The organism is Arthrobacter sp. zg-Y877 (assembly GCF_030373105.1).
In the GTDB taxonomy this organism is placed as follows: Bacteria; Actinomycetota; Actinomycetes; order Actinomycetales; family Micrococcaceae; genus Arthrobacter_B.
This window is the reverse complement of sequence record NZ_JAUCPU010000001.1, coordinates 733779-757289: the sequence shown is the minus strand read 5'-3', so window position 1 is coordinate 757289 and position 23511 is coordinate 733779. Positions and strand designations below refer to the sequence as shown.

Genomic DNA, 23511 nt, shown 5'->3' with positions numbered 1-23511 from the left:
CGGGGGACCGGCACCCGCGGCCAGGCGCCGTATAACCCGGCAAACGCAGAAGGGCCTTCCGCACAGCGGAAGGCCCTTCTAAGGTGGAGGGGATGACGGGAATCGAACCCGCGTAATCAGTTTGGAAGACTGAGGCTCTACCATTGAGCTACATCCCCGGCGCCGTAAGGCAGGTTTTACCTTAGCACGCGACAACCGGCCGTGAATAATCGGCCAGCATCCGGTTCCCTGCCGGGTGTGGAATCCGTCCCGGAGCGCGGAAATTCGTCATACCCGCTTCAGGGCAGGTAGGCTGTCAGGTGCACTGACGGGGTGTAGCTCAGCTTGGAAGAGCGCCTGCTTTGGGAGCAGGAAGTCGCAGGTTCAAATCCTGTCACCCCGACTCTGTATAACCATGGTGCAGACCAATCCCAGAACCCTCAGGAGAACTTACGCTGTGAAGAGCGCCGTAGAAAACCTCACACCCACGCGGGTAAAGCTCAACGTCGAAGTTCCGTTCGAGGAACTGAAGCCGAGCATCGAAGAGGCCTACAAGACCATCGCCACCCAGGTGCAGGTCCCGGGCTTCCGCAAGGGCAAGGTTCCCAACCGCCTCATCGACCAGCGCGTTGGCCGCGGCTACGTTCTCGAGACGGCGATCAACGACGGACTGAATGGCTTCTACGCGGAGGCTGTCCAGGAAACCGGTATCAGCCCCATGAGCCGGCCCGAAGTTGAGATCACCGAAGTGCCGGACCCGGCCACCGACGAAGGCCAGCTGGTCTTCACTGTCGAGCTTGACGTCCGCCCCGAGATCGAGCTGCCGGACTACGCCGGCCTCGAGGTCACCGTTGAGCCGGCCGAGGCGTCCGACGAGGACGTCGTCAAGGCCCTGGACGAACTGCGCAGCCGCTTCGGCACGCTGAAGTCCGTGGACCGTCCGGCAGCTGCCGATGACTTCCTGACCATGGACCTGGTTGCCAAGGTTGACGGCGAAGAGGTCGACTCGGCCGCAGACCTGTCCTACCAGGTAGGCGCCGGCACCATGCTTGAGGGCATGGACGAGGCCGTCACCGGTCTGAGCAACGGTGAATCCGCCACCTTCAACACCAAGCTGGCAGGCGGCGAGCACGCCGGCGCCGACGCCGTGGTGACCGTGACGGTCAAGGCTGTCAAGGAGCGCGAGCTCCCCGAAGCCAACGACGACTTCGCCCAGCTGGCAAGCGAGTTCGACACCATTGCCGAACTGCGTGAAGACCTCACCAAGCGGGCCGCTGAGTCCAAGCTGATGGAGCAGGGCGTCGAGGCCCGCGACAAGGTCCTGGAGAAGCTGCTCGAGCTCGTTGAGGTTCCGGTTCCGGAATCCGTTATTGAAGAGCAGATCGAACAGCACTTCAACTCCGAGAGCGCCCAGACCTCCGGTCCGGACCACGACACCGAAGAGCACCGCGCCGAGGTCCGCGCCAACACGGAAGCCGCCTTCAAGAACGAGATCATTCTTGACGCCGTAGCCGAGAAGGAAGAAGTAGGCGTCAACCAGAACGAACTGATCGACTACATCGTTTCCTCCGCCTCGCAGTACGGCATGGATCCGAACCAGTTCGCCCAGCTGATCGACCAGAGCGGCCAGGTTCCGATGATGGTCGGCGAAGTCCGCCGCCGCAAGGCGCTGGCCAAGGTCCTCGAGCTGGCCAAGGTCACCGACACCAACGGTGCCGAGATTGACCTGACCGAATTCGTCCGGCCCGCCGGCGAAGAGGCCGAGGCAGTAGAAGCAGACACCGAAGAGCAGAACGAAGACAAGGCCTAGCCTGTCCGGTTCTCCCCGGAGAACCACTGTGCCGCCGTCCCTCCGGGGCCGGCGGCACAGCTGTTTAAGCGGAGTTTTCCCCGGTGGGCCGTGCCGCACCCCGATGTGACGCGCATCGTGCGCCGTCAGCGAACAGCCAGCGAAACGGCAGCAGGGGACAGCCGCAACAGGCTAGTGTCCTAGAAGAGACAAACGGCAGGAGCCGCTGGCACGGCCAGCACCCGTTCCTGCCAGAGCGAGAGGTCACTCAGTATGGCAACTGCACCGAACACACCCACCATGGCAACGGTGGACCCGGCCGGCCGGGACGACTACATCTACAACCGCCTGCTCAAAGAGCGGATCATCTGGTTGGGCTCGGAAGTCCGGGACGAGAATGCCAACGCGATCTGCTCCCAGCTTCTGCTGCTTTCCGCGGAAGACCCTGAGAAGGACATCTACCTTTACATCAACTCTCCCGGTGGTTCCGTGACCGCAGGCATGGCGATCTACGACACCATGCAGTTCATTCCGAACGACGTCGTCACGGTGGCAACGGGTCTTGCCGCCTCCATGGGCCAGTTCCTGCTGTCCTCCGGCACCAAGGGCAAGCGCTACGCGACCCCGCACGCCCGCATCCTGATGCACCAGCCCTCCGGCGGAATCGGCGGTACGGCTTCGGACATCAAGATCCAGGCTGAGCTGATCCTGAACATGAAGCGTGTGATGGCTGAGCTGACCGCCGAGCAGACCGGCCAGAGCGTTGAGACCATCCTCAAGGACAATGACCGCGACAAGTGGTTCACCGCGCAGGAAGCCCTGGAATACGGCTTCTTCGACAAGATCTCCGCGCACGCAGGCGGAGTGACCGGCGGCGGCGGAACCAACCAGGACCAGGCAGAGGGCAAGGACGAGGACTAAGGTCCCCCCGGCTAGCCACCCCTCCATTTGCAGACTTCAGGAGTAATTCATGAACCATAATTTCGGCACCGCCGGCTCCGCCGTCGCCCCGCAGATGCCCACCAGCCGCTACGTCCTGCCGCAGTTCGAAGAGCGTACGCCCTACGGCTTCAAGCGCCAGGATCCGTACACCAAGCTGTTCGAAGACCGCATCATCTTCCTGGGCGTCCAGGTTGACGACGCGTCTGCAGACGACGTCATGGCCCAGCTGCTGGTCCTTGAGTCCACCGACCCGGACCGCGACATCACCCTGTACATCAACTCCCCGGGCGGATCGTTCACGGCCATGACGGCCATTTACGACACCATGCAGTACATCCGCCCGGAGATCCAGACGGTCTGCCTCGGACAGGCAGCCAGCGCGGCCGCCGTGCTGCTCGCTGCAGGCACGCCGGGCAAGCGCCTGGCACTGCCGAACGCCCGCGTGCTCATCCACCAGCCCTCACTGTCCGGCGGCCAGGGTGGACAGGCCTCCGACCTGGAAATCCAGGCCGCCGAGGTCATGCGGATGCGCACCTGGCTGGAAGACACCCTGGCGCTGCACTCCAACCGCACCTCCGAGCAGGTCAACACGGACATTGAGCGTGACAAGATCCTGACCGCTGATTCGGCCCTGGAATACGGGTTGATCGACCAGGTGCTTGATTCCCGCAAGCTCAAGACGCCGGCCATCAACAAGATGTAACCAGCTGCACCAAGAAGTAAGCCTGTTCCGGCGGCCCGTGGCGCGTAATATCGCACCACGGGCCGTCTGGTTGCTGAATAGCTCCGCCAAGTGTCCTAGAGTGGATCATGGTTGGCTCAGCACCTGCTGCGGAACCGGTTTTTGAAGGACCATCTAAGGGGACTGAACTATGGCTCGCATTGGTGAGAGCACGGATCTGCTCAAGTGCTCTTTCTGCGGAAAGAGCCAGAAGCAGGTGCGCAAACTCATTGCCGGCCCCGGCGTGTACATCTGTGACGAGTGCATCGACCTCTGCAATGAAATCATTGAGGAAGAACTCTCCGAGGTTGCCGATCTGGGGACCTTCGAGCTGCCCAAACCCCGGGAAATCTTTGACTCCCTGCAGGAATACGTCATCGGCCAGGAACCCGCCAAGCGTTCGCTGGCCGTCGCCGTGTACAACCACTACAAGCGCATCCAGGCCGGCCATGCCCCGAGGGGTGCCGGAAACCTTGCCGATGCCGTAGCCGCCGACGACGTCGAAATCGGCAAGTCCAACATCCTCCTGATCGGCCCCACCGGCTGCGGCAAGACCTATCTGGCGCAGACGCTGGCCCGCCGCCTGAACGTCCCGTTCGCCGTCGCCGACGCCACCGCGCTCACCGAAGCCGGGTATGTGGGTGAAGACGTCGAAAACATTCTGCTGAAGCTCATCCAGGCCGCCGACTACGACGTCAAGAAGGCCGAGCAGGGCATCATCTACATTGACGAAATCGACAAGATCTCCCGCAAGAGTGAGAACCCCTCCATCACCCGGGACGTTTCCGGAGAGGGCGTCCAGCAGGCGCTGCTGAAGATCCTCGAAGGCACCGTTGCCTCCGTGCCGCCCCAGGGCGGGCGGAAGCATCCGCACCAGGAATTCATCCAGATCGACACCACCAATGTCCTCTTCATTGTTGCCGGCGCCTTCGCCGGCCTGGAGGAGATCATCGGCTCCCGGTCCGGCCGCAAGGGCATCGGTTTCGGTGCACCGCTGATCGAGACCACCAAGGGCACGGACTCCTACGCCGAGGTCATGCCAGAGGACCTGCTGAAGTTCGGCCTGATCCCCGAGTTCATTGGCCGCCTGCCGGTCATCACCACCGTCTCCAACCTGGACCGCACGGCCCTGATCCGGATCCTGACGGAGCCGAAGAACGCCCTGGTGAAGCAGTACCAGAAGATGTTCCAGCTCGACGGCGTCGAACTCACCTTCGAGCAGGGCGCACTGGACGCGATCGCCGACCAGGCGCTGGAACGCGGCACCGGAGCCCGCGGCCTGCGGGCCATCCTGGAGGAAGTCCTGCTGCCGGTGATGTTCGATCTGCCGAGCCAGGAAAACGTCGCCACCGTGGTGATTACGGCCGATACCGTGGAGAAGAAGGCCGAACCGACCCTCATCTCCCATGCTGTGGCCACGAAGCGCCGGAACAAATCAGCCTGATCCACGGTTTAGGGAAGTAGTACCAAGGGCGCCAAAGCGCCGCTTACTGCTTCGAAGGAGTTCTCTATGACCGCTGATGCCTTTGTGTCCGCTGCCGGTTCCGCATCCACTGCCGGTTCGGTATCCACCGCCGATTTCTGGTTCGATCCGATGTGCCCGTTCGCCTGGGTCACGTCCCGGTGGATGGACGAGGTGGAAAAGGTCCGCGATGTCCGCACCAACTGGCATGTGATGAGCCTGTCGGTGCTCAACGAGGGCCGCGACCACCTCCCGGAGGACTACCGGAAGCGCATGGACGCTGCCTGGGGGCCGGTGCGCGTGATCATCGCGGCCCGGGAACTGCACGGCACCGAGTACATCAAGAAGCTCTACGACGCGATGGGCACCCGCATCCACACCGGCGGGAACTCCGACTTCCCGACGGTGATCCGTGAAGCGCTGGCCGAGGTCGGCCTGCCTGCCGAGCTCGCGCAGTACGCCGACACCGAGGAGTACGACGCGCAGCTGCGCGCCTCCCACAAGGAGGGCATCGCCAAGGTCGGCGACGACGTCGGAACCCCCATCGTGGCCTTCAACGGCACTGCGTTCTTCGGCCCCGTGCTGACCCGCATCCCACGCGGCGAGGAAGCCGGCCGGATGTTTGACGGCGCCGTCATGCTGGCTTCAAACCCGGCGTTCTTCGAACTCAAGCGCAGCCGGACCGAGCACCCGCAGTTCGACTAGGTCCTCAGCACAGAAAACGCCCGGCCGGGTAACCCGGCCGGGCGTTTTGCTGTTTGCGGCTCTTTTTACTCGGCCGGCGGAGCCAGTTCCACATCGGAGACGGCCAGCTCGCCCTCACCGACGGCGAGGTTCAGCTCGCGGACGTTGCCGGCGGCCTTCAGATCCGCCTGTCCGGCCCGGAGGCGGGCCACTGCACCCTCAGGTGCGGTGACGGTCGCCTTCAGGACCTCGGTCCGCTGCTTGACCTTGGCTTCCGACTTGGCCTTGCGGATGCCGCCCAGGGCGGTGGCAACCGTGCCGAGGATACCGGCGTCGGCGTCGGCCACCGCGGTGGAGAGACCGTCCACGTTCGGCCACGGGGCCCGGTGCACCGAACCCGCACGCCACCAGCCCCAGACCTCTTCGGTTGCGAAGGGCAGGAACGGGGCAAACAGGCGCAGCAGTGCGTCCAGGGTGGTGGCCAGGGTGGCCAGCACCGAGGCCTGCTCCGCCTCGCCTGCGGCACCGTAGGCGCGGTCCTTGATCAGCTCCACGTAGTCATCCGTGAAGGACCAGAAGAAGGACTCGGTCAGCTGCAGGGCCTTGGCGTAGTCGTAGCGGTCAAACGCGCTGGTGGCGGCCTGGACGACGTCGGTGAGCTGGGCCAGGAGGGACAGGTCCAGGGCGTTGGTGATCACCGAGGTGTCCTCCAGTGCCACGTTCTTCTCCGTGGCACCCAGGTTGAGCACGAACTTGGACGCGTTAAGCAGCTTGATGGCCAGCCGGCGCCCGATCTTCATCTGCGCAATTTCGTAGGCCGTGTCCGCGCCGAGCTTCGCCGAGGCTGCCCAGTAACGCACGGCGTCGGACCCGAACTCGTTGAGCACATCGGTGGGGACCACCACGTTGCCCTTGGACTTGGACATCTTCTTCCGGTCCGGATCCAGGATCCAGCCCGAAATCGCTGCGTGCTTCCACGGAGCGGCGGCGTTCAGCGCATCGGCGCGCACCACGGAAGAGAACAGCCAGGTGCGGATGATGTCGTGGCCCTGCGGACGCAGGTCGAACGGGAAGACCTTTGCGAACAGGTCCTCGTCCACACTCCAGCCGCCCACAATCTGCGGGGTCAGCGACGACGTGGCCCAGGTGTCCAGCACATCCGCGTCGCCGATAAAGCCGCCCGGCTGGTTGCGCTGGGATTCCTCGTAGCCCGGTGCCGCTTCCGCCGCCGGGTCCACTGGAAGGGACGCGGAATCGGGCAGCACGGGATGGTCATAGTCCGGGTTTCCGGCGGCATCCAGCGGGTACCAGACGGGCACGGGGACGCCGAAGAAGCGCTGGCGGGAGACCAGCCAGTCACCGTTCAGGCCCTCGATCCAGTTCTCGTACCGGGAGCGCATGAACGCGGGGTGGAAATCGATTTCCTTGCCGCGGGCAATCAGGCGTTCGCGGCGCTCCTCGTCACGGCCGCCGTTGCGGATGTACCACTGGCGGCTGGTGACCACTTCGAGGGGCTTGTCGCCTTTTTCGAAGAAATTGACGGGGTGGGTGATCTTTTTGGGTTCGCCGTCGAGGTCGCCGCTTTCGCGGAGCATCTCCACGACGGTTTCCTTGGCGCTGAAGACCGTCTTGGTGGCCAGGGCGGCGTAGTTTGCCTTCGCCGTCTCGGTGGCGATCCACTCCGGGGTATCCGCGAGGATCCGGCCGTCGCGGCCAATCACGGCACGGGTGGGCAGGTTCAGTTCCCGCCACCAGGTCACGTCGGTAAGGTCGCCGAAGGTGCAGATCATGGCGATGCCCGAGCCCTTGTCGGGCTTGGCCAGCGGATGCGCCTTCACCTCCACCTCGACGTCGAACAGCGGGGACTTCACCGTGGTGCCGAACAGGCGCTGGTACCGCTCGTCGTCGGGGTGTGCCACCAGGGCCACACAGGCGGGAAGCAGTTCCGGGCGGGTGGTCTCGATGTAGATCTTTTCGCCGTCGGGGGCATGGAAGCTCACCCGGTGGTAGGCGCCGGGCTGCTCGCGGTCCTCGAGCTCGGCCTGCGCCACGGCGGTGCGGAAGGTGACGTCCCAGAGGGTCGGTGCCTCCGCCATGTAGGCGTCACCGGCGCGCAGGTTGTCCAGGAAGGCGCGCTGGCTGACGGCACGCGAGTGGTCGTCGATGGTGCGGTAGGTGCGCTTCCAATCCACGGACAGGCCGAGGGTGGAGAAGAGGTCCTCGAAGACCTTCTCGTCCTCCACTGCCAGTTCCTCGCACAGCTCGATGAAATTGCGGCGGGAAACGACGTCGAAATCACGCTGGTTCTTCGCGGCCTTGGCAGGCGGGCGGTAGTCGGCGTCGTACGGCTTGGTGGGGTCGCAGCGCACGCCGTAGTAGTTCTGCACGCGGCGCTCGGTGGGCAGGCCGTTGTCGTCCCAGCCCATCGGGTAGAAGACGTTCTTGCCGGTCATCCGCTTGTAGCGGGCCATAACGTCGGTCTGCGTGTAGGAGAACATGTGCCCCACGTGGAGCGAGCCGGAGGCCGTGGGCGGGGGAGTGTCGATGGAGTAGACCTCGTCGCGGACCGTGTCCGGGTCAAACGCGTACGTTCCCTCCTCGCGCCAGCGGGCGCTCAGCTTGGACTCGAGCCCCTCAAGGGCCGGCTTGTCGGGGACGGATACTGTCTGGGGTTCGTTGTCGGGCGTGTCTGTGCCCGGGATATGTTCAGCCATGGTGTCTATTCTTCCATGCAGGCCTATGGTCTGAGGCACTGCCGGACTTACCGGACTGTCGGGGGTGTTGCTGCCTGCTTCCCATCCTGCGGTGACTTGCCGAAGTAATGGGCCAGGAAAAAGGTCATGGCCAGGGCTCCGGCCAATGTCGGGATCCGGTCGCGGGAACCTGCTCTGGTCCGGCCGAGCAGTGCTGCACCGCCGGCGGCATTCAGGGCGCTCCACGCGGCGTTGGCCATGGGTCCGGAGAGTCCGACGCCGGGCGGATTGGCAAACGGGGTGGGAAACCTTCGCCCCTGGACAGCGCTGACCCCGTGCGGGACCGCATTGGCGAGGAGCACTCCGGCGAGGAATCTGGAGACGAGGGGCATGGCTGTGTCCTGTTCGGTTGGCGGGCCGGTGGGCTGGCGTATCGAGAGCCTACAGCTATGGCACCAGCCCTAGGCGCCGCACAGCATCCCACTGGGTGGTGCTGCTGGTGCGGGTGGGACCTCAGCAGGTACCACCAGTCCCAAATTGTGGGATGGCGTGCGCGGGTTTGGGCCAACCGCCGCACAGCATCCCACCGGGTGGTGCTTCTGGTGCGTGTGGGGCCTCAGCAGGAAACACCAGTCCCAAACCGTGGGATGGCGTGCCGGACTGGGTCGCTTGCCGCACAGCACCCCTCCGAGTGGTGCTGCTGGTGCAGGTGGGGCCTCAGCAGGCAATACCAGTCCCAAACTGTGGGATGGCGTGCGCGTAGCCCGCGGCTTCTATCCCTCCACACACGCTCCAACCGCCCAGGATGCCTGGTTGCACTCCACCCCGCAGCTTGGAAGAGCAACGATCGGCCGGAGAGACATCATTGTGTGGGGGATGCAGCAACTGGAGGCGTTCCTGCTCACACGTTACGGAGTAGCCAGCTACGGGACGCTGACTGCCAACGGGTTCCCCCGGCGGACGGTCGACCAGGCTGTGCGGACCGGGATCGTCCGGCGCGTGGCCCGCGGGACGTTTGCGCTGCCCCAGGCAGACGCCCGGTTGGTTGATGCCGCACGCAACCGGGCCTCGTTGACATGTGTCTCGGCGGCACACCTTCTCGGCTGGTGGGTACTGACCCCACCGGTAACTGCACATGTCCGGTGCGACGCGGCCCGTGCCATACCCGGCGCGGTCCTCCACCGGGGACAACGGTCGGCACACCGGCTGATAGCGCCGCCGCAGCAGATCCTCCGGGACGCCTTCCGCTGCCTTCCCCGGCTGGACGCACTGGTCATGGCGGAATCAGCAGTCATAACCAACGCCGTGGGACTGCAGAGCCTGCAGAAGGAATTCTCCAGGCAGCAGGACTGGCCGGTCCGGGCACTGCTGGGGACGATTCGGCGAACCACGGCATCGCCGCTTGAGGTCTGCGCGCGGTTCCATCTGCTGAACGCGGGACTACGCGTCGAGACAGAGGTGCTCCTGCCCGGTAGCGGACGAGTTGATCTGCTTGTAGACGGGTGGCTGATCGTCGAGATTGACGGGTTCGCTTTCCACAGCAGCAGGGAGCACTACCGCATGGGCCGGCGACGGTGGAACGCTTCGTCCGCGGCCGGGTGGATCACGCTGCGGATCACCGCGGAACTTGTCCTGCACCGGCCGGACGAGTTTGTGGATCTGGTGAAGAAGACGCGGGATACGTGGGGCCCCCGGTTGCGGCAGCAGTCGCAGTACCAGGGCAGCAGCAGCAGCGGACCAGCAGCCGCGACCGCAGCAGCCGCAGCCGTAACAGAAGGGCTGGACCATCGGAAGAATCCCGGCGGGCACCGGAACACTGGCTAAGGTGTTTCCATGACTGACATGACACCAAAGCGGGCCGTCGTTACCGGAGCAAGTTCAGGGATCGGAGCCGCGGCAGTACGTGCGCTGCGGGCCTCGGGCTGGGACGTCGTCGCCGTGGCCCGCCGCGAAGAGAAACTGCAGGCGCTCGCCGAAGAAACCGGCGCGGAAGCCATCGCGGCGGACGTCACCGACGACGCGTCCGTGGCACAGCTTGCCGAGCAGATCCTGGCGGGCGGGGGAGTGGACGCCCTGATCAACAACGCCGGCGGAGCCTTCGGGCTGGACCCGGTAGCCAGCGGAAGCACCGCGGACTGGCAGCGTATGTACGACGTCAACGTCCTCGGCGCCTTGCGGATGACGCAGGCGTTCCTGCCGGCCCTGCGGGACAGCGGACAGGGATCGGTCCTGCTGCTCACCTCGACGGCGGCATACACCGCCTATGAGGGCGGTGCCGGATATACGGCGGCAAAGGCCGGGGAGCAGATGCTGGCCCGGACCCTGCGGCTTGAGGAAGCCGAGCACAACGTACGAGTCATCGAGATTGCCCCCGGCATGGTGAAGACCGAGGAATTCTCCCTGAATCGGCTGGGAGACAAGGAAGCGGCGGAGAAGGTCTATGACGGGGTCGAAAACCCGCTTACCGCTGAAGATGTTGCCGGGGTGATGGCGTTCGCCCTGAACGTTCCGCACCACGTGAACCTGGACCAGGTGGTGGTGCGGCCGCTGGCACAGGCTGCCCAGCACAAGGTCATCCGCAGCAGCCAGTCAGGTACTGCGCAGCAGCCCGGCAGGTAGTACGCAGCAGCCCGGCAGGGCAGCAGGGCCCCGCCCGGAGGACAGTGCTTCGACAACCCTCCGGGCGTGGCCTAAACTTGACCGGAGCAGCACTGACCCGGCCATCACCGGTGAGCTTCCGGAAGAACAGCCGCATCTGCCCCCGCAGATTGCAGCCCAGTAGAACCGGACGGGTAAGCCCGTCACAGCAGTCAATGAGCGGCAGCCGCGCGGCCCCCAGCACACCGGGGAACGTACGGCGGCAAGCGAGGTGGTACCGCGGTTACCGCCGGTCTTCGGACCGGTAGAGGCCGCCCTCGCATCCTGTTCCACAGCCAGATTCACTTGCCGCTATCAGGATGACGAATATGCCCTCTGTATACCCCAAAGCCAGCACCGGCGACTCAGCCGCTGCTGCTGTTCCCTCCTCACCCCGGTTTCCGGAACTCGAAGAACGCGTTCTGAAGTACTGGGACAAAGACGGCACCTTCCAGGCCTCCATTGACGCCCGTCCGGCCGGAAAAGACGGCGACAACGAGTTCGTCTTCTACGACGGCCCGCCTTTCGCCAACGGCCTGCCGCACTACGGGCACCTGCTGACCGGCTACGTCAAGGACCTGGTGGCCCGCTACCAGACCCAGCGCGGCCGCCGCGTGGAGCGCCGGTTCGGCTGGGACACGCACGGCCTGCCCGCCGAACTCGAAGCCATGAAGCAGCTCGGCATGAGCGACAAGGTCCAGATCGAGAAGATGGGCATCGACAAGTTCAACGATGCCTGCCGCGCCTCGGTCATGAAGTACGCCGGTGAGTGGCAGGACTACGTCACCCGCCAGGCCCGCTGGGTGGACTTCGAGAATGACTACAAGACGCTCAACGTCGAATACATGGAATCCGTCATCTGGGCGTTCAAGACCCTGCATGAAAAGGGCCTGACCTACAGCGGCTTCCGCGTCCTTCCGTACTGCTGGAAGGACGAGACGCCCCTGTCCAACCATGAGCTGCGCATGGACGACGACGTCTACAAGATGCGCCAGGACCAGACGGTCACGGTCACCTTCCCCATCACTGCCGGAGACAACCCGCTCTCCGCGGAGCTCGACGGCGTGAACGCGATCGCCTGGACCACCACCCCCTGGACCCTGCCCACCAACATGGCCCTCGCCGTCGGACCCGAGGTCCGCTACGCCGTCGTGCCCGCAGGCCCGAACGGCACTCAGGCAGGCGAGGGACGTTTCCTGCTGGCTGAAGACCTCGTGGGTTCCTACGCCAAGGACCTGGGGTACGACGACGCCGAGGGCGTCCGTGCGGCCGTCACCGCCGTCCACCTGGGCAAGGACCTGGCCGGGCTGCGCTACGCCCCGCTGTGGAACTACTACACCGACACCGAGAAGTGGGGCACCGCCAACGCCTGGCAGATCGTCACCGCTGACTATGTCACCACCACTGACGGCACCGGCATCGTCCACCAGGCACCCGCCTACGGTGAAGATGACCAGAAGGTCTGCGAGGAATACGGTATCCCCGTAATCCTCTCCGTGGATGAGGGCGGCAAGTTCCTGCCCATGTTCGGCACCGGGGAACTCGCCGACATCGCCGGACTGCAGGTCTTCGACGCCAACAAGCCGATCACCAAGGTGCTCAAGGCAGAGGGCCGGCTGCTGCGCCAGGCCAGCTACGAGCACAGCTACCCGCATTGCTGGCGCTGCCGGAACCCGCTGATCTACAAGGCGGTCTCCTCCTGGTTCGTGGAGGTCACCAAGATCAAGGACCGCATGGTCGAACTGAACCAGCAGATCAACTGGATCCCGGACAACGTCAAGGACGGCCAGTTCGGCAAGTGGCTGGAAAACGCCCGCGACTGGTCCATCAGCCGCAACCGCTACTGGGGCAGCCCCATCCCGGTCTGGGTGTCGGACGATCCCAACTACCCGCGCACCGACGTGTACGGTTCGCTGGCCGAGATGGAAGCCGACTTCGGCCGGCTGCCGCTGAACAAGGAAGGCCAGCCGGACCTGCACCGCCCGTTCATCGACGAGCTGACCAGGCCCAACCCGGACGACCCCACCGGCCAGTCCACCATGCGCCGCGTGGAGGACGTCCTGGATGTGTGGTTTGACTCCGGGTCCATGCCGTACGCCCAGGTGCACTACCCGCACGAGAACGCCGACTGGTTCGAGAGCCACAACCCCGGCGACTTCATCGTCGAGTACATCGGCCAGACCCGCGGCTGGTTCTACACCCTGCACGTCCTGGCCACCGCACTGTTCGACCGCCCGGCGTTCCGCAACGTCATCAGCCACGGCATTGTCCTGGGCTCCGACGGGCAGAAGATGTCCAAGTCGCTGCGCAACTACCCGGATGTGTCCGAGGTGCTGGACCGCGACGGTTCCGACGCTATGCGCTGGTTCCTGATGGCTTCCCCGATCCTGCGCGGCGGCAACCTGATCGTCACCGAACAGGGCATCCGCGACGGTGTCCGCCAGGCCATCCTGCCGCTGTGGAACGTCTGGCACTTCTTCAGCCTCTACACCAACGCCGCGGACAACGGCAACGGTTACGAGGCCAAGGCCTGCTACGACTCCAGCGAGCCGCTGGACCGCTACCTGCTGGCCGCCACCGGCGACCTGGTCCGCGACATGGGCGCTGCGCTGGACTCCTACGATGTGTCCGTGGCGTGTGAGATCCTGCGCGCCTACATGGACACGCTCACCAACTGGTACATCCGCCGCAGCCGTACCCGCTTCTTCGAAGAAGACACCCAGGCCTTCGACGTGCTCTACACCTGCCTGGAGACCGTGTGCCGGGTGGCAGCTCCGCTGCTGCCGCTCATCGGCGAGGAAATCTGGCGCGGCCTTACCGGTGGACGCTCGGTGCACCTGACCGACTGGCCGGACGCGGACCTCTTCCCGAGCGACCCCGCACTGGTGGAACGCATGGAAGCCACCCGGCGGATTGCCTCCGTCGGTTCCTCCCTGCGCAAGGGCGCGAACCTGAGGGTTCGCCTGCCGCTGTCCGAGCTGACCGTCGTCGCCCCGGACGCGAAGGCATTGGCCGGCCAGTTCGCCGCGATCATCGCTGACGAGCTGAATCTGAAGAATGTCCGTCTTGTGGACGCCTCCGACGCGGATCCGGCCGAGTTCGGCATCAGCCAGAAACTCGTGGTCAACGCCCGCGCCGCGGGTCCCCGCCTGGGTAAGAACGTGCAGACGGCCATCAAGGCCGCCAAGTCCGGTGACTGGTCCGTGGACGACGCCGGTGCGGTCACCGCCGGCGGCCTCGCCCTGGAGCCGCAGGAGTACACGCTGGAGACCGTCGTCGAAACGGGCGAAGGGGAATCCGCGAAGGCGGTTGCCGTGCTTCCCGGCGGCGGCTTCCTGGTGCTCAACACGGAGGTCACTCCGGAACTGGCTGCCGAAGGCGCCGCCCGTGATGCCATCCGCGCCATCCAGCAGGCCCGCCGCGACGCGGACCTGCACATCAGCGACCGCATCCGGACCCGCGTCACGACGGGGGAGCAGGAAGCGGCCGCGCTCGAAGCCAACGCCGGCCTCGTAAAGGCCGAAACGCTCACGGACGAGCTGATTGTCACCGGCGGCCTCGCCACCGGCGACACAGACGCCGACAGCGAGAAATACATCGTCACAGTGGAGAAAATCTCATGAGTTCAGCAGACACCCCGTCCGGTTCCATCGACGGGTTCTCCGTGGAGAGCGTTTATGCCGAACTGCTCAGCCGCGCCCCGGAGAACAAGATGGAGCCGCGCATGGCTCCGCTGTTCCGGGCGATGGAGGTGCTGGGGGAGCCGAACAAGGCGTTCCCGATCATCCACATCACCGGCACCAACGGCAAGACGTCCACGGCCCGCATGATCGAGGCCGGACTGCGGGCCTACGGGCTGCGCACCGGCCGGTACACCAGCCCGCACCTGAGCAGCGTCACCGAGCGGATCAGCATTGACGGCGAGCCTGTCAGCGATGAAACGTTTGTCCGGATCTGGGATGAAATCCACCCTTACCTGGACATTGTCGACGCCGAGCTGGAGGCCGCGGGCGAGCCCCGGCTGACCTACTTCGAAGCAGTGACCATCCTGGCGTTCGCCGTATTCGCGGACGAGCCCGTGGACGCAGCCGTGATCGAGGTGGGCCTTGGCGGCATCACCGACGCCACCAACGTGGGCGACGGCTCGGTGTCCGTGGTGACTCCCATTTCGCTGGACCACACTGAGCTGCTGGGTGACGACGTCGCCGACATCGCCCGGGAAAAGGCCGGCATCATCAAGGAGGACGGGTTCCTCATCAGCGCTGCGCAGCCCATGGAGGCCGCACAGGTGCTGCTGGAAAAGGCACACGAGGCCGGCGTCCCGTTCCGCTTCGAAGGCGTGGAGTTCGGTGTGGAATCGCGGGTCATGGCCGTGGGCGGGCAGATGATCACCGTCAACGGCCTGGCCGGCCGCTACGAGGACCTGCAGGTGCCGCTGCACGGCGCCCACCAGGCCGAAAACGCCGCGGTTGCCGTAGCCGCGCTGGAGGCCTTCATCGGCGGCGGAACCAAGGAGCTCGACGTCGAACTGCTGCGCACCGGGTTCCTGACCGTCACGTCGCCCGGCCGCCTTGAGGTGGTGCGGACCGCTCCCACGATCGTGGTCGACGCCGCACACAACCCCGCCGGTGCCAAGGCGGCAGCCGCGGCGCTGCGCGAGGCGTTCAACCTCACCACGCTCGTCCTGGTCGTGGGCATCCTGGCGGAGAAGGACGCCGTCGGGATCCTCAGCGAGCTCCGGGAGGAGCTCGGCGACCTGGTCAGCGGTGTGGTGCTGACCCAGTCCAGCTCGCCCCGGGCCATCCCGGCCGAGGAACTGGTCCAGGACGCCGTGGATGCCGGCTTCGCGGATGAAGACATCCAGGTCGAAGCCGGCCTGGACAACGCCCTCGAATGGGCCGTGGCCAAGGCCGAGGAGAACAACGACCTCTCCGGCGGCGTGCTCGTGGTCGGTTCCATTACCGTGGTCGCGGAAGCGCGCACCCTCCTCGGAAAGTAGGCATGCAGCTATGGCAAAACTGACCAAGGCGCAGCGCGAATGGCGCCCGGGCATGCCCAAGAAGCGCCGTTCCATCAAGGTGATGTTCGCATCCACGGTCCTCACGCTCGAAGCGTTCGTGGTCCTGTTCGGGACGCTCGCCGTTTTCGGCGTGCACCGCGACACTGTTTCCCCGCCGCTGCTGCTCGGCGGCGGACTGCTGCTGGCAGCGGCGATGATCGGAACCTGCGCCGTGCTCTCCAAGCCTGCGGGGCCGGCGATCGGCTGGATCCTGCAGCTGGTGCTCATTGCCACCGGTTTCCTGGACGCCATGATGTTCCTCGTGGGCGGGCTTTTTGCGCTGACCTGGTGGTACGGGCTGCGCGCCGGCCAGCGGCTGGACCGGGAGAACCGTGAACGCGACCGGATGCAGGCGGAATGGGAGAAAGCACATCCCGAAGAGGGGGATGCGGCTGCGGCCCCCGAACCACCCGTCGGCACCGACTAGGCTTAGAACCGATATCCGACCGTTCCAAGGAGATACCCCGTGAGCACCGAGCGCACACTTGTCCTGATCAAACCCGACGGCGTTGAGCGCCGGCTCACCGGCGCCATCCTGGCGCGCATCGAAGCCAAGGGTTACACCGTGGCGGAATTGAAGAAGACCGAGGCCACCCGAGAAATCCTCGAAGAGCACTATGCCGAGCACCAGGGCAAGCCGTTCTACGAGCCGCTGGTGGAGTTCATGCTCAGCGGTCCGGTCGTTGCCGCCGTCCTCGAGGGACAGCGCGTGATTGAAGGCTTCCGGTCCCTGGCCGGAACCACCGATCCGACGACGGCGGCCCCGGGCACCATCCGCGGCGACTTTGGCCGCGACTGGGGTACGGCAGTGCAGCAGAACCTGGTCCACGGCTCCGATTCGGCGGAATCCGCGGCCCGCGAAATCGGCATCTGGTTCAGCTGACACCGGCTTTAGCGTAAATAAGACAGGGAAAGGGCCGGCACCCATGAGGTGCCGGCCCTTTCCCTGTCTTCGATGCTCGAAGCTACGGGATCAGCTTTTCGTCCCGAAGGCGAGCAAAGAGTGCCTTGAAGGCATCCTCGGTACGGCGGTAGCCGGTGAAGCCCGCCACCCGGCTCTTGCTCATGTCCGTCAGCACCTCGACCTTCCGGCCCAGATCGGCATCTGTGTGCCACCACGAGGCCAACCGTCCAAGGTCGGGTTCGGCCAGGCCGTGACGGTCCGCGATCTTGGTCCAGGCATCGGACATGCCGGCCATCTGCTCTTCGAGCGGCCGCGGAGCGGACTCGTAACCGACCGGCTCGACGCCGAACTCCGCGGCGAGCCGCGGCCACAGGGAGCGCCAGCGGAAGACATCGCCGTTGACCACGTTGAAGGCCTCGTTGGCGGTCTGCTCATCCGTAGCCGCCCAGAGCATGTGCTCCGCAAGCAGTCCGGCGTCGGTCATATCGGTGACCGAATTCCACTGGGTCTCCGAGCCCGGGAAAACAAACGGCATCCCGAGTTCGCGGCACAGGGTCGCCTGCACGGCCAGGGTCTGGCCCATGTTCATGGCGTTGCCGACAGCGAAGCCGATGACAGTGTGGGCGCGGTGGACGGACCAGGCGAAGCCCTGCCGTTCGGCGGCCTCCATCAGTTCGTCTTCCTGGGCGTAGTAGAAGTTCTCGACCGGCAGGCGGGGCTCGTCTTCGGAGAACGGGGTGTCCGGCATGGGGCCCTCACCGTAGGCTTCAAAGGGTCCCATGTAGTGCTTGAGGCCGGTCATCAGGGCAACGTGCTCCAGCGGGGCGTCCGCCAGGGCGGTGAGCAGGTTGCGGACCATGGCCGAGTTGACGGCGATGTTCTGCGCCTCCGTCTCCTGCCGGGACCAGGAGGTGAAGAACACATGCGTCGGCTTCGCGCCTTCCAGCGCCTTGGCCAGGGTTTCGGGGGAGCTCAGGTCTCCGGCCACCGGTACGACGGCGGGGCGCGCCGGATCGGGGGCGCCGGGCTTCCGCGACAGGGCCAGGACTGTCCAGCCCTGATCCTCGAGCAGGTCCACCAGTGCGGCTCCGGCGATTCCGGTGGCACCGGCGACCAGCGCCGTGCGGGGGGATTCCTGGCGGGCAGGAATGGTTCTGAGCATGGTTCTCCTCATAAGTTGAAATGCAGCGCTGCGGTGCAAACGTCCGTACGCCTTCCCTTGCGGCAACGGCGAAGCGCCTGGGGAAATTCCTGACGGCTGCCGGAAAGACGCCTAGGCTATGCGCATGGCACTTATATACGACGCTGAACTGCGCCCGGGCAAAATGGAACTCATTTCCGGATGGCTTCCCGGAACCTGGTGGTTCCCCTCAACAGAGCCGGTCCCGGTCCAGAAGCTGGGGTCCTTCCGGTTCGACGACCCCGAGGGTGAGGTGGGCATCGAAACCACCATCGTGGCGGCCGGATCAACAGTGGTGCAGGTTCCGCTGACCTACCGGGGCGCGCCGCTGGAGGGCGCGGAGGAATTTCTGATCACCGAAATGGACCACTCGGTCCTCGGCCGGCGCTGGGTCTACGACGCCCTTGGCGATCCCGTCTACGCCCGGGCGCTGGAGGCCGCCGTGCTCGCGCGGCAGCCGCAGGCGGTCCAGTACATGGACAACGACGGCGTCCGTGAAGTGCTGCCCGAGACCATGCGGGTCAGCAGTACGGGAATGCCCAGCGGTGCCGAGCTGGTGGATGCCCCTGCCTCCGAGCCGGAGGGCTGGGCAGCTTCGGTCCTGACCTCGGGTGGCTGGGAGTTCTCCGTGGTCCGGGTGCTGGATCTGGACGGCCGCACGGCGCCTGATCCCGCGCTCACGGCGACCTGGAAGGGGCAGGACATTCCGGTGGTGCTGGCCTGGGGCCTCCCGCTGGGCAGCTGAGCGGGAGCTAGCCGCCCACGAACGAGTTCAGGAACCGGAAGAAGATGGACGCGGCCGTCGCGATCCAGAGCAGGACGACGATCGGCCAGGACCAGTCGGTAAGGAACCGGACCAGGTTCGCCGGTGCCGGGATGGTACCGGCGGCCAGGTTGCGGATGGTGGTGAAGACAAACAACGGAATCATGGCTGCCCAGACCACGATGCAGTAGATGCATAGGACGTAGATGTCGAACAGGGCCTGGCTCCACAGCCACACCACGAACACCATGCCCAGGGTCACGCCGATCTGCAGTTCGATCCAGTACCACCGGGCAAACTGCGCACCCGCCAGCAGTCCTGCGGCGGTGGTGATCACCACTGCAAAGGCCACGATGCCGATCAGCGGGTTGGGAAAGCCGAAAATCGAAGCCTGCCAGGTCTGGAACACGGTGCCGCAGGAAACCCACGGGTTGATGTCGCAGCTGGTGATGTAGTCCGCGTCGGCATAGACGCGGAGGCGCTCAATGACCAGGATTCCCGACGCGATCCAGCCGACGGCCGCGGTGAGGAGCAGGGTCCAGATGAAGGACCGGCGTTCCGGCCGGACCGCCGGAGCAGCTGTTGTCCCGGCGCCGGAGGCTTCGGCGGGAACGGTTCCGGGAGATGGACGGGCTGCGCTGGAGGGCACGGAAGCTCCTTACGGAGGAGGTGTCGGAAGTAACTATCTGCCTCGAGTCTATGCGCAGAGACGGGCCAAAAAGGCGGCCGTATGCGATAATGAAGCTTGGCTGATGGCGGAACCACATTCCGTCACCGGTCCAGCGACAGGCTTCCGGTTCTGCCGGTGACGCTTCCCATGTAGTTAGCCCATCAATCCGGATGGGAACCAGGGAATCCGCCGGACAGACCTACCCATGGCCGTAACGAAGATTATCCGTTCCACGGGGGTAGCAGGAAAAGCGCCGCTGGTCTTCGAGTGATACCGCGCCCCACAGCTGGCGCGACCTCGGATGACATCCAGACGACTTCCGGCTGGCGGGATGGCTGCGATGCCACCGCACAGCCGACACATTGCCTTGGGGCATTGGAATGTGGCCAGTGCCGCAGGGCCGGAGCTTAGGCCTAAATGAATAATCAGAACGAATTGACCAGTGAACTGAACGCAGAAGCTGCTTCGGTTTCCAACGGGCAGGAGGCGGTCGAAGAGCAGCAGGCGCCCGTCAAGAAGGCAACCCGCAGTCGGCGCAAGTCCGTCCCCGCTTCCTCTCCCGCAGAGCCTCAGTCCCTTCCGGTGGCAGCCGCGGAGACGTCTGCCACGGAAACCCCCGCCGCTGAAACACCTGCCGCAGAAACCCCGGCGAAGCCCAAGCGCACGCGGGCTCCCCGCAAGAAGGCAGCACCCGCCGCAGAGGCGCCTGCCGCACCGGAGGAAACCCCCGAAGCTGTTGCTGAATCTGCTTCCGCCGCCGCAGATGCGGCATCGGCCGACCTTTCCGCCGACGCCGCCCCCGCCGAAGCAGCGCCCGCCAAGACCGTCCGCCGCCGCCGCAGTCCGGCGAAGAAGGCCGCAGCCGAACCGGGTGCCCTTACTGAGAGCGAAGCCGCCGGCGAAGTAACGCTGGCAGCCGGGCCCGAGTCCACCAACACGGCCGAGCCCGCCGCAGAAGCTCCCGCTCCCAAGACCCGCACCCGCCGCCGTGCCAGCACCCCCTCGGGCCCGGCACGCTCCGCGGAATCCGCAGCCGGTGCCGGTGCCGCCGAAGCCGCGGCCGAGCCCGTGCTCCCCGCTGCGGCCCAGGAGGACGCGCCGGTGCAGGACAAGCCGCAGGACAAGGCCGACGCGAAGGCTGAAGCTGCCGGTCCCACCTCGGCACTGGATCCCTTCTCCGTACCGGAATCGCCCACCTCGGTGCTGTTCCACGCCCCCGACCTCACCTCTGTCCGTTCCGTGCCCGTAGTCCGGGCTGCCGAACCGGAAGAGACCGAAGAAGAAGACACTACCGAGGAGCCCGGCCGCTCACGGCGCCGCTCCCGCCGCGGCCGCAGCCGGCAGGGTTCCGACACCGTGGACAGCGGATCGAACGCCGCCGCGGACGACTCGCCGGCGGGTCCCGCCGACAACGAGGCCGACGGCGTCACGTCCCGTCGTCGTCGTCGCCGCCGCCGTGGAGATGCCGACCTGGAACTGACCGGGGGAGCGGACGATGATCCGCCCAACACGGTCACCCGTGTCCGCGCCCCGCGGGCACATGCCGACGCCCCGGTGTCGGACCGCGTCACCAGCGTCAAGGGCTCGACCCGGCTGGAGGCCAAGAAGCAGCGCCGCCGCGAGTCCCGCGAATCAGGACGCCGCCGCCACGTGATCACCGAGGCCGAGTTCCTGGCCCGCCGGGAATCCGTCGACCGCCAGATGATTGTCCGCCAGCGTGACGAGCGGATCCAGATCGGCGTGCTGGAGGACGGCGTCCTTGCGGAGCACTTCGTGTCCAACACCCAGCAGGACTCGCTGATCGGCAACGTGTATGTCGGCAAGGTCCAGAACGTGCTGCCCAGCATGGAGGCAGCGTTCGTGGACATTGGCCGCGGCCGCAACGCCGTGCTGTACGCCGGCGAGGTTAACTGGGACGCCGCCGGCCTCGACGGCCAGCCGCGCCGCATTGAACTGGCGCTCAAGTCCGGTGACTCCGTCCTGGTGCAGGTCACCAAGGACCCGGTGGGCCACAAGGGCGCACGCCTGACCAGCCAGATTTCCCTGCCCGGCCGGTACCTCGTGTACGTTCCGGGCGGCTCGATGACCGGTATCTCCCGCAAGCTCCCCGACGTCGAGCGCAACCGGCTCAAGAAGATCCTCAAGGACCACCTGCCGGAAAACGCAGGCGTCATCGTGCGCACCGCCGCCGAAGGTGCCAGCGAGGAGGAGCTGATGAATGACATCAACCGGCTCCGCGCGCAGTGGGAGAACATCGAGGCGAAGTCCAAGTCCACCAAGACCCTCCCGCCGGAACTGCTGTACGGCGAGCCCGACTTGACCATCAAGGTGGTCCGTGACGTCTTCAATGAGGACTTCTCGAAGCTCGTTGTCTCCGGGGAGGAAGCCTGGGACACCATCGAGGCCTATGTCACCTACGTGGCACCCGACCTGGTGGGACGGCTCGAGAAGTGGACCAAGGACGAAGACATCTTCTCGGCCCACCGGATCGATGAGCAGATCGCCAAGGCCCTGGACCGCAAGGTGTTCCTGCCCTCGGGCGGCTCCCTGGTGATCGACCGCACCGAAGCCATGACTGTGGTGGACGTGAACACGGGCAAGTTCACCGGCAGCGGCGGCAACCTGGAAGAGACCGTCACCAAGAACAACCTGGAAGCGGCCGAAGAAGTGGTCCGCCAGCTGCGGCTGCGCGACATCGGCGGCATCATCGTCATCGACTTCATCGACATGGTCCTTGAAGCCAACCGTGACCTGGTGCTGCGCCGCCTCGTGGAGTGCCTGGGCCGGGACCGGACCAAGCACCAGGTGGCAGAGGTGACGTCGCTGGGCCTGGTCCAGATGACGCGCAAGCGCATGGGCACCGGACTGCTGGAAGTCTTCGGCGAGACCTGCGAGCACTGCGAGGGGCGCGGCGTCGTCACGCAGGACGTCCCCGTGGAGCACCGCCGCAGCACCAGCCACACGGCCAACGGCCACGCTGTTGCCGACGACAACCACCAGCAGCACCTCAAGCAGGAGAAGCAGTCCCGCGGTGACCGCAAGCGCAACCGCAGCCGTGGACAGAACGGCAACGCTCCCGCCGTCGAGGAAGCGGCACAGCAGGACGAGCCGGTGCAGGAGGATGCCGAGCGGCAGGCGAAGGCCGAAGCCGCCCGTGCCGCCCTGGCCAGCATCGCTGCGGCAACCGCCGCCGCACATGAAGTAGTGGATGCGGCGGTCAACGGCAACGGAGGAGCCGCCGAGCCCGCAGCCGGAGACCAGCAGGTCGACGATTCGGGCACGGAGCCCGGTGCGGTGTTGAACATCCAGGGTGAAAACGTGGTGGTGCCCCGCCGCCAGCGGCGCCGTCCGGTCAAGGAAGAACCCACGCTGACGCTTGAAAGCCTCACCGAGGCCTTCAACGAGGTGGCCTCTGCTGTCTCCTCGGAACAGAAGGCCCCGCAGAGTGCGGCACCGCCGGCAGAGCAGACGTCCCAGCCTGACCGGGAACAGCCGGTCCGGGCGCAGGAGACGCCGGCCCGTCCGGCGCGGCGCCGCAGGGCTGCCAGCAGCCCGCAGGGCGCAGCCGAGGTGACGGCACCGGCTGCGGGGGAGTCCGCTCCTTCCGCAACGGTCCGGCACACGGCTACGGCCGCGGCCAAGGCACAGGTGGCCCCGGAGGAGAAGACCGCAGCTCCGGCCCCGGTCATCCTGGGCGTCGGCGTGCCGGCCTCCGAACTGTAGCCGCACAGGAACCGCAGCGGGCGGCCTGGTCCTTCGGGACCGGGCCGCCCGCGGGCGTTAAGCCGTCAGTCCGACCCGCCCCGGGTGCCCGATGCCCGGAACTGCCGCTGCATGGGATAAAGTAGAAACCGAGCAGTGGCACCGGTTCGGTGGCGCGTGGCCCGGCCGGCAGATGCAGCGCATTTGCGGGTTATGGGGCCGTTAGCGTAGCCTTGAACTTCGGTGCGAACGCCTTCCAACCGTTTATCGGTTCAGGCGGAACTGCATGGCGCTGGGCGGGCCAATCTGGCCCCACCCAAATGCGC

Annotated in this window: 17 protein-coding genes and 2 tRNA genes; 14 read left to right on the top strand and 5 right to left on the bottom strand. The window is 65.9% G+C overall.

The window, feature by feature from the left end; all coding sequences use genetic code 11:
* Positions 1-84: 84 nt before the first annotated feature.
* Positions 85-158, bottom strand: a tRNA-Gly gene (locus QNO03_RS03535).
* A 150-nt stretch (positions 159-308) separates the two neighbouring features.
* On the opposite strand from QNO03_RS03535, the gene QNO03_RS03530 reads away from it, so the two are divergent.
* From QNO03_RS03530 to QNO03_RS03505, 6 genes are all read left to right on the top strand, one after another.
* Positions 309-382: transfer RNA gene (locus QNO03_RS03530), tRNA-Pro, on the top strand.
* 54 nt (positions 383-436) lie between these two features.
* A complete protein-coding gene (tig, locus tag QNO03_RS03525; protein ID WP_289601904.1) occupies positions 437-1789 on the top strand; it encodes a trigger factor in 1353 nt (450 codons plus the stop codon).
* Positions 1790-2068: 279 nt separating this feature from the next.
* Complete coding sequence (locus QNO03_RS03520) at positions 2069-2689, top strand: ATP-dependent Clp protease proteolytic subunit (protein ID WP_229948941.1); 621 nt, start codon at positions 2069-2071, stop codon at positions 2687-2689.
* Positions 2690-2738: 49 nt separating this feature from the next.
* A complete protein-coding gene (locus QNO03_RS03515; RefSeq protein ID WP_227921049.1) occupies positions 2739-3413 on the top strand; it encodes an ATP-dependent Clp protease proteolytic subunit in 675 nt (224 codons plus the stop codon).
* Between the two features lie 169 nt (positions 3414-3582).
* The gene (gene clpX / locus QNO03_RS03510) at positions 3583-4875 is read left to right on the top strand and encodes an ATP-dependent Clp protease ATP-binding subunit ClpX (protein ID WP_229948776.1); all 1293 of its coding nucleotides are present in this window, start codon (positions 3583-3585) and stop codon (positions 4873-4875) included.
* Between the two features lie 66 nt (positions 4876-4941).
* A complete protein-coding gene (locus QNO03_RS03505; protein ID WP_289601901.1) occupies positions 4942-5598 on the top strand; it encodes a mycothiol-dependent nitroreductase Rv2466c family protein in 657 nt (218 codons plus the stop codon).
* A gap of 65 nt (positions 5599-5663) precedes the next feature.
* Here the strand turns inward: QNO03_RS03505 and valS are convergent, their stop codons facing one another.
* Positions 5664-8291, bottom strand: coding sequence for a valine--tRNA ligase (gene valS, locus QNO03_RS03500; RefSeq protein WP_289601899.1), 2628 nt, complete (start codon positions 8289-8291; stop codon positions 5664-5666).
* 47 nt (positions 8292-8338) lie between these two features.
* Positions 8339-8662, bottom strand: coding sequence for a hypothetical protein (locus QNO03_RS03495; RefSeq protein ID WP_289601897.1), 324 nt, complete (start codon positions 8660-8662; stop codon positions 8339-8341).
* A gap of 484 nt (positions 8663-9146) precedes the next feature.
* Here QNO03_RS03495 and QNO03_RS03490 point away from each other — a divergent pair, with 484 nt between their 5' ends.
* From QNO03_RS03490 to ndk, 6 genes are all read left to right on the top strand, one after another.
* Complete coding sequence (locus tag QNO03_RS03490) at positions 9147-10094, top strand: type IV toxin-antitoxin system AbiEi family antitoxin domain-containing protein (protein ID WP_289601896.1); 948 nt, start codon at positions 9147-9149, stop codon at positions 10092-10094.
* 18 nt (positions 10095-10112) lie between these two features.
* Positions 10113-10889: an SDR family oxidoreductase gene (locus QNO03_RS03485; protein ID WP_502874541.1), complete on the top strand. Its 777-nt coding sequence runs from the start codon at positions 10113-10115 to the stop codon at positions 10887-10889.
* A gap of 338 nt (positions 10890-11227) precedes the next feature.
* Positions 11228-14530, top strand: a complete 3303-nt coding sequence (gene ileS, locus QNO03_RS03480; protein WP_289601894.1) for an isoleucine--tRNA ligase — start codon at positions 11228-11230, stop codon at positions 14528-14530.
* Positions 14527-15906, top strand: coding sequence for a bifunctional folylpolyglutamate synthase/dihydrofolate synthase (locus QNO03_RS03475; protein WP_289601893.1), 1380 nt, complete (start codon positions 14527-14529; stop codon positions 15904-15906). Before ileS ends, QNO03_RS03475 begins: the two co-directional genes overlap by 4 nt.
* 10 nt (positions 15907-15916) lie before the next feature.
* Positions 15917-16393, top strand: a complete 477-nt coding sequence (locus QNO03_RS03470) for a DUF4233 domain-containing protein (RefSeq protein WP_229948759.1) — start codon at positions 15917-15919, stop codon at positions 16391-16393.
* A 39-nt stretch (positions 16394-16432) separates the two neighbouring features.
* Positions 16433-16849, top strand: coding sequence for a nucleoside-diphosphate kinase (gene ndk, locus QNO03_RS03465; protein WP_289601892.1), 417 nt, complete (start codon positions 16433-16435; stop codon positions 16847-16849).
* Between the two features lie 82 nt (positions 16850-16931).
* Here the strand turns inward: ndk and QNO03_RS03460 are convergent, their stop codons facing one another.
* A complete protein-coding gene (locus QNO03_RS03460) occupies positions 16932-18032 on the bottom strand; it encodes an SDR family oxidoreductase (RefSeq protein ID WP_289601891.1) in 1101 nt (366 codons plus the stop codon).
* Between the two features lie 124 nt (positions 18033-18156).
* On the opposite strand from QNO03_RS03460, the gene QNO03_RS03455 reads away from it, so the two are divergent.
* Entirely contained in the window at positions 18157-18795 is a 639-nt protein-coding gene (locus QNO03_RS03455; protein WP_289601889.1) for a CG0192-related protein, read from the top strand.
* 7 nt (positions 18796-18802) lie between these two features.
* Here the strand turns inward: QNO03_RS03455 and QNO03_RS03450 are convergent, their stop codons facing one another.
* Positions 18803-19462 carry a vitamin K epoxide reductase family protein gene (locus tag QNO03_RS03450; RefSeq protein WP_289601887.1) on the bottom strand — a complete coding sequence of 220 codons (660 nt, stop codon included), beginning with the start codon at positions 19460-19462 and terminating at the stop codon, positions 18803-18805.
* Positions 19463-19900: 438 nt separating this feature from the next.
* On the opposite strand from QNO03_RS03450, the gene QNO03_RS03445 reads away from it, so the two are divergent.
* Entirely contained in the window at positions 19901-23206 is a 3306-nt protein-coding gene (locus QNO03_RS03445; RefSeq protein ID WP_289601886.1) for an Rne/Rng family ribonuclease, read from the top strand.
* The last annotated feature ends 305 nt before the right edge of the window (positions 23207-23511 follow it).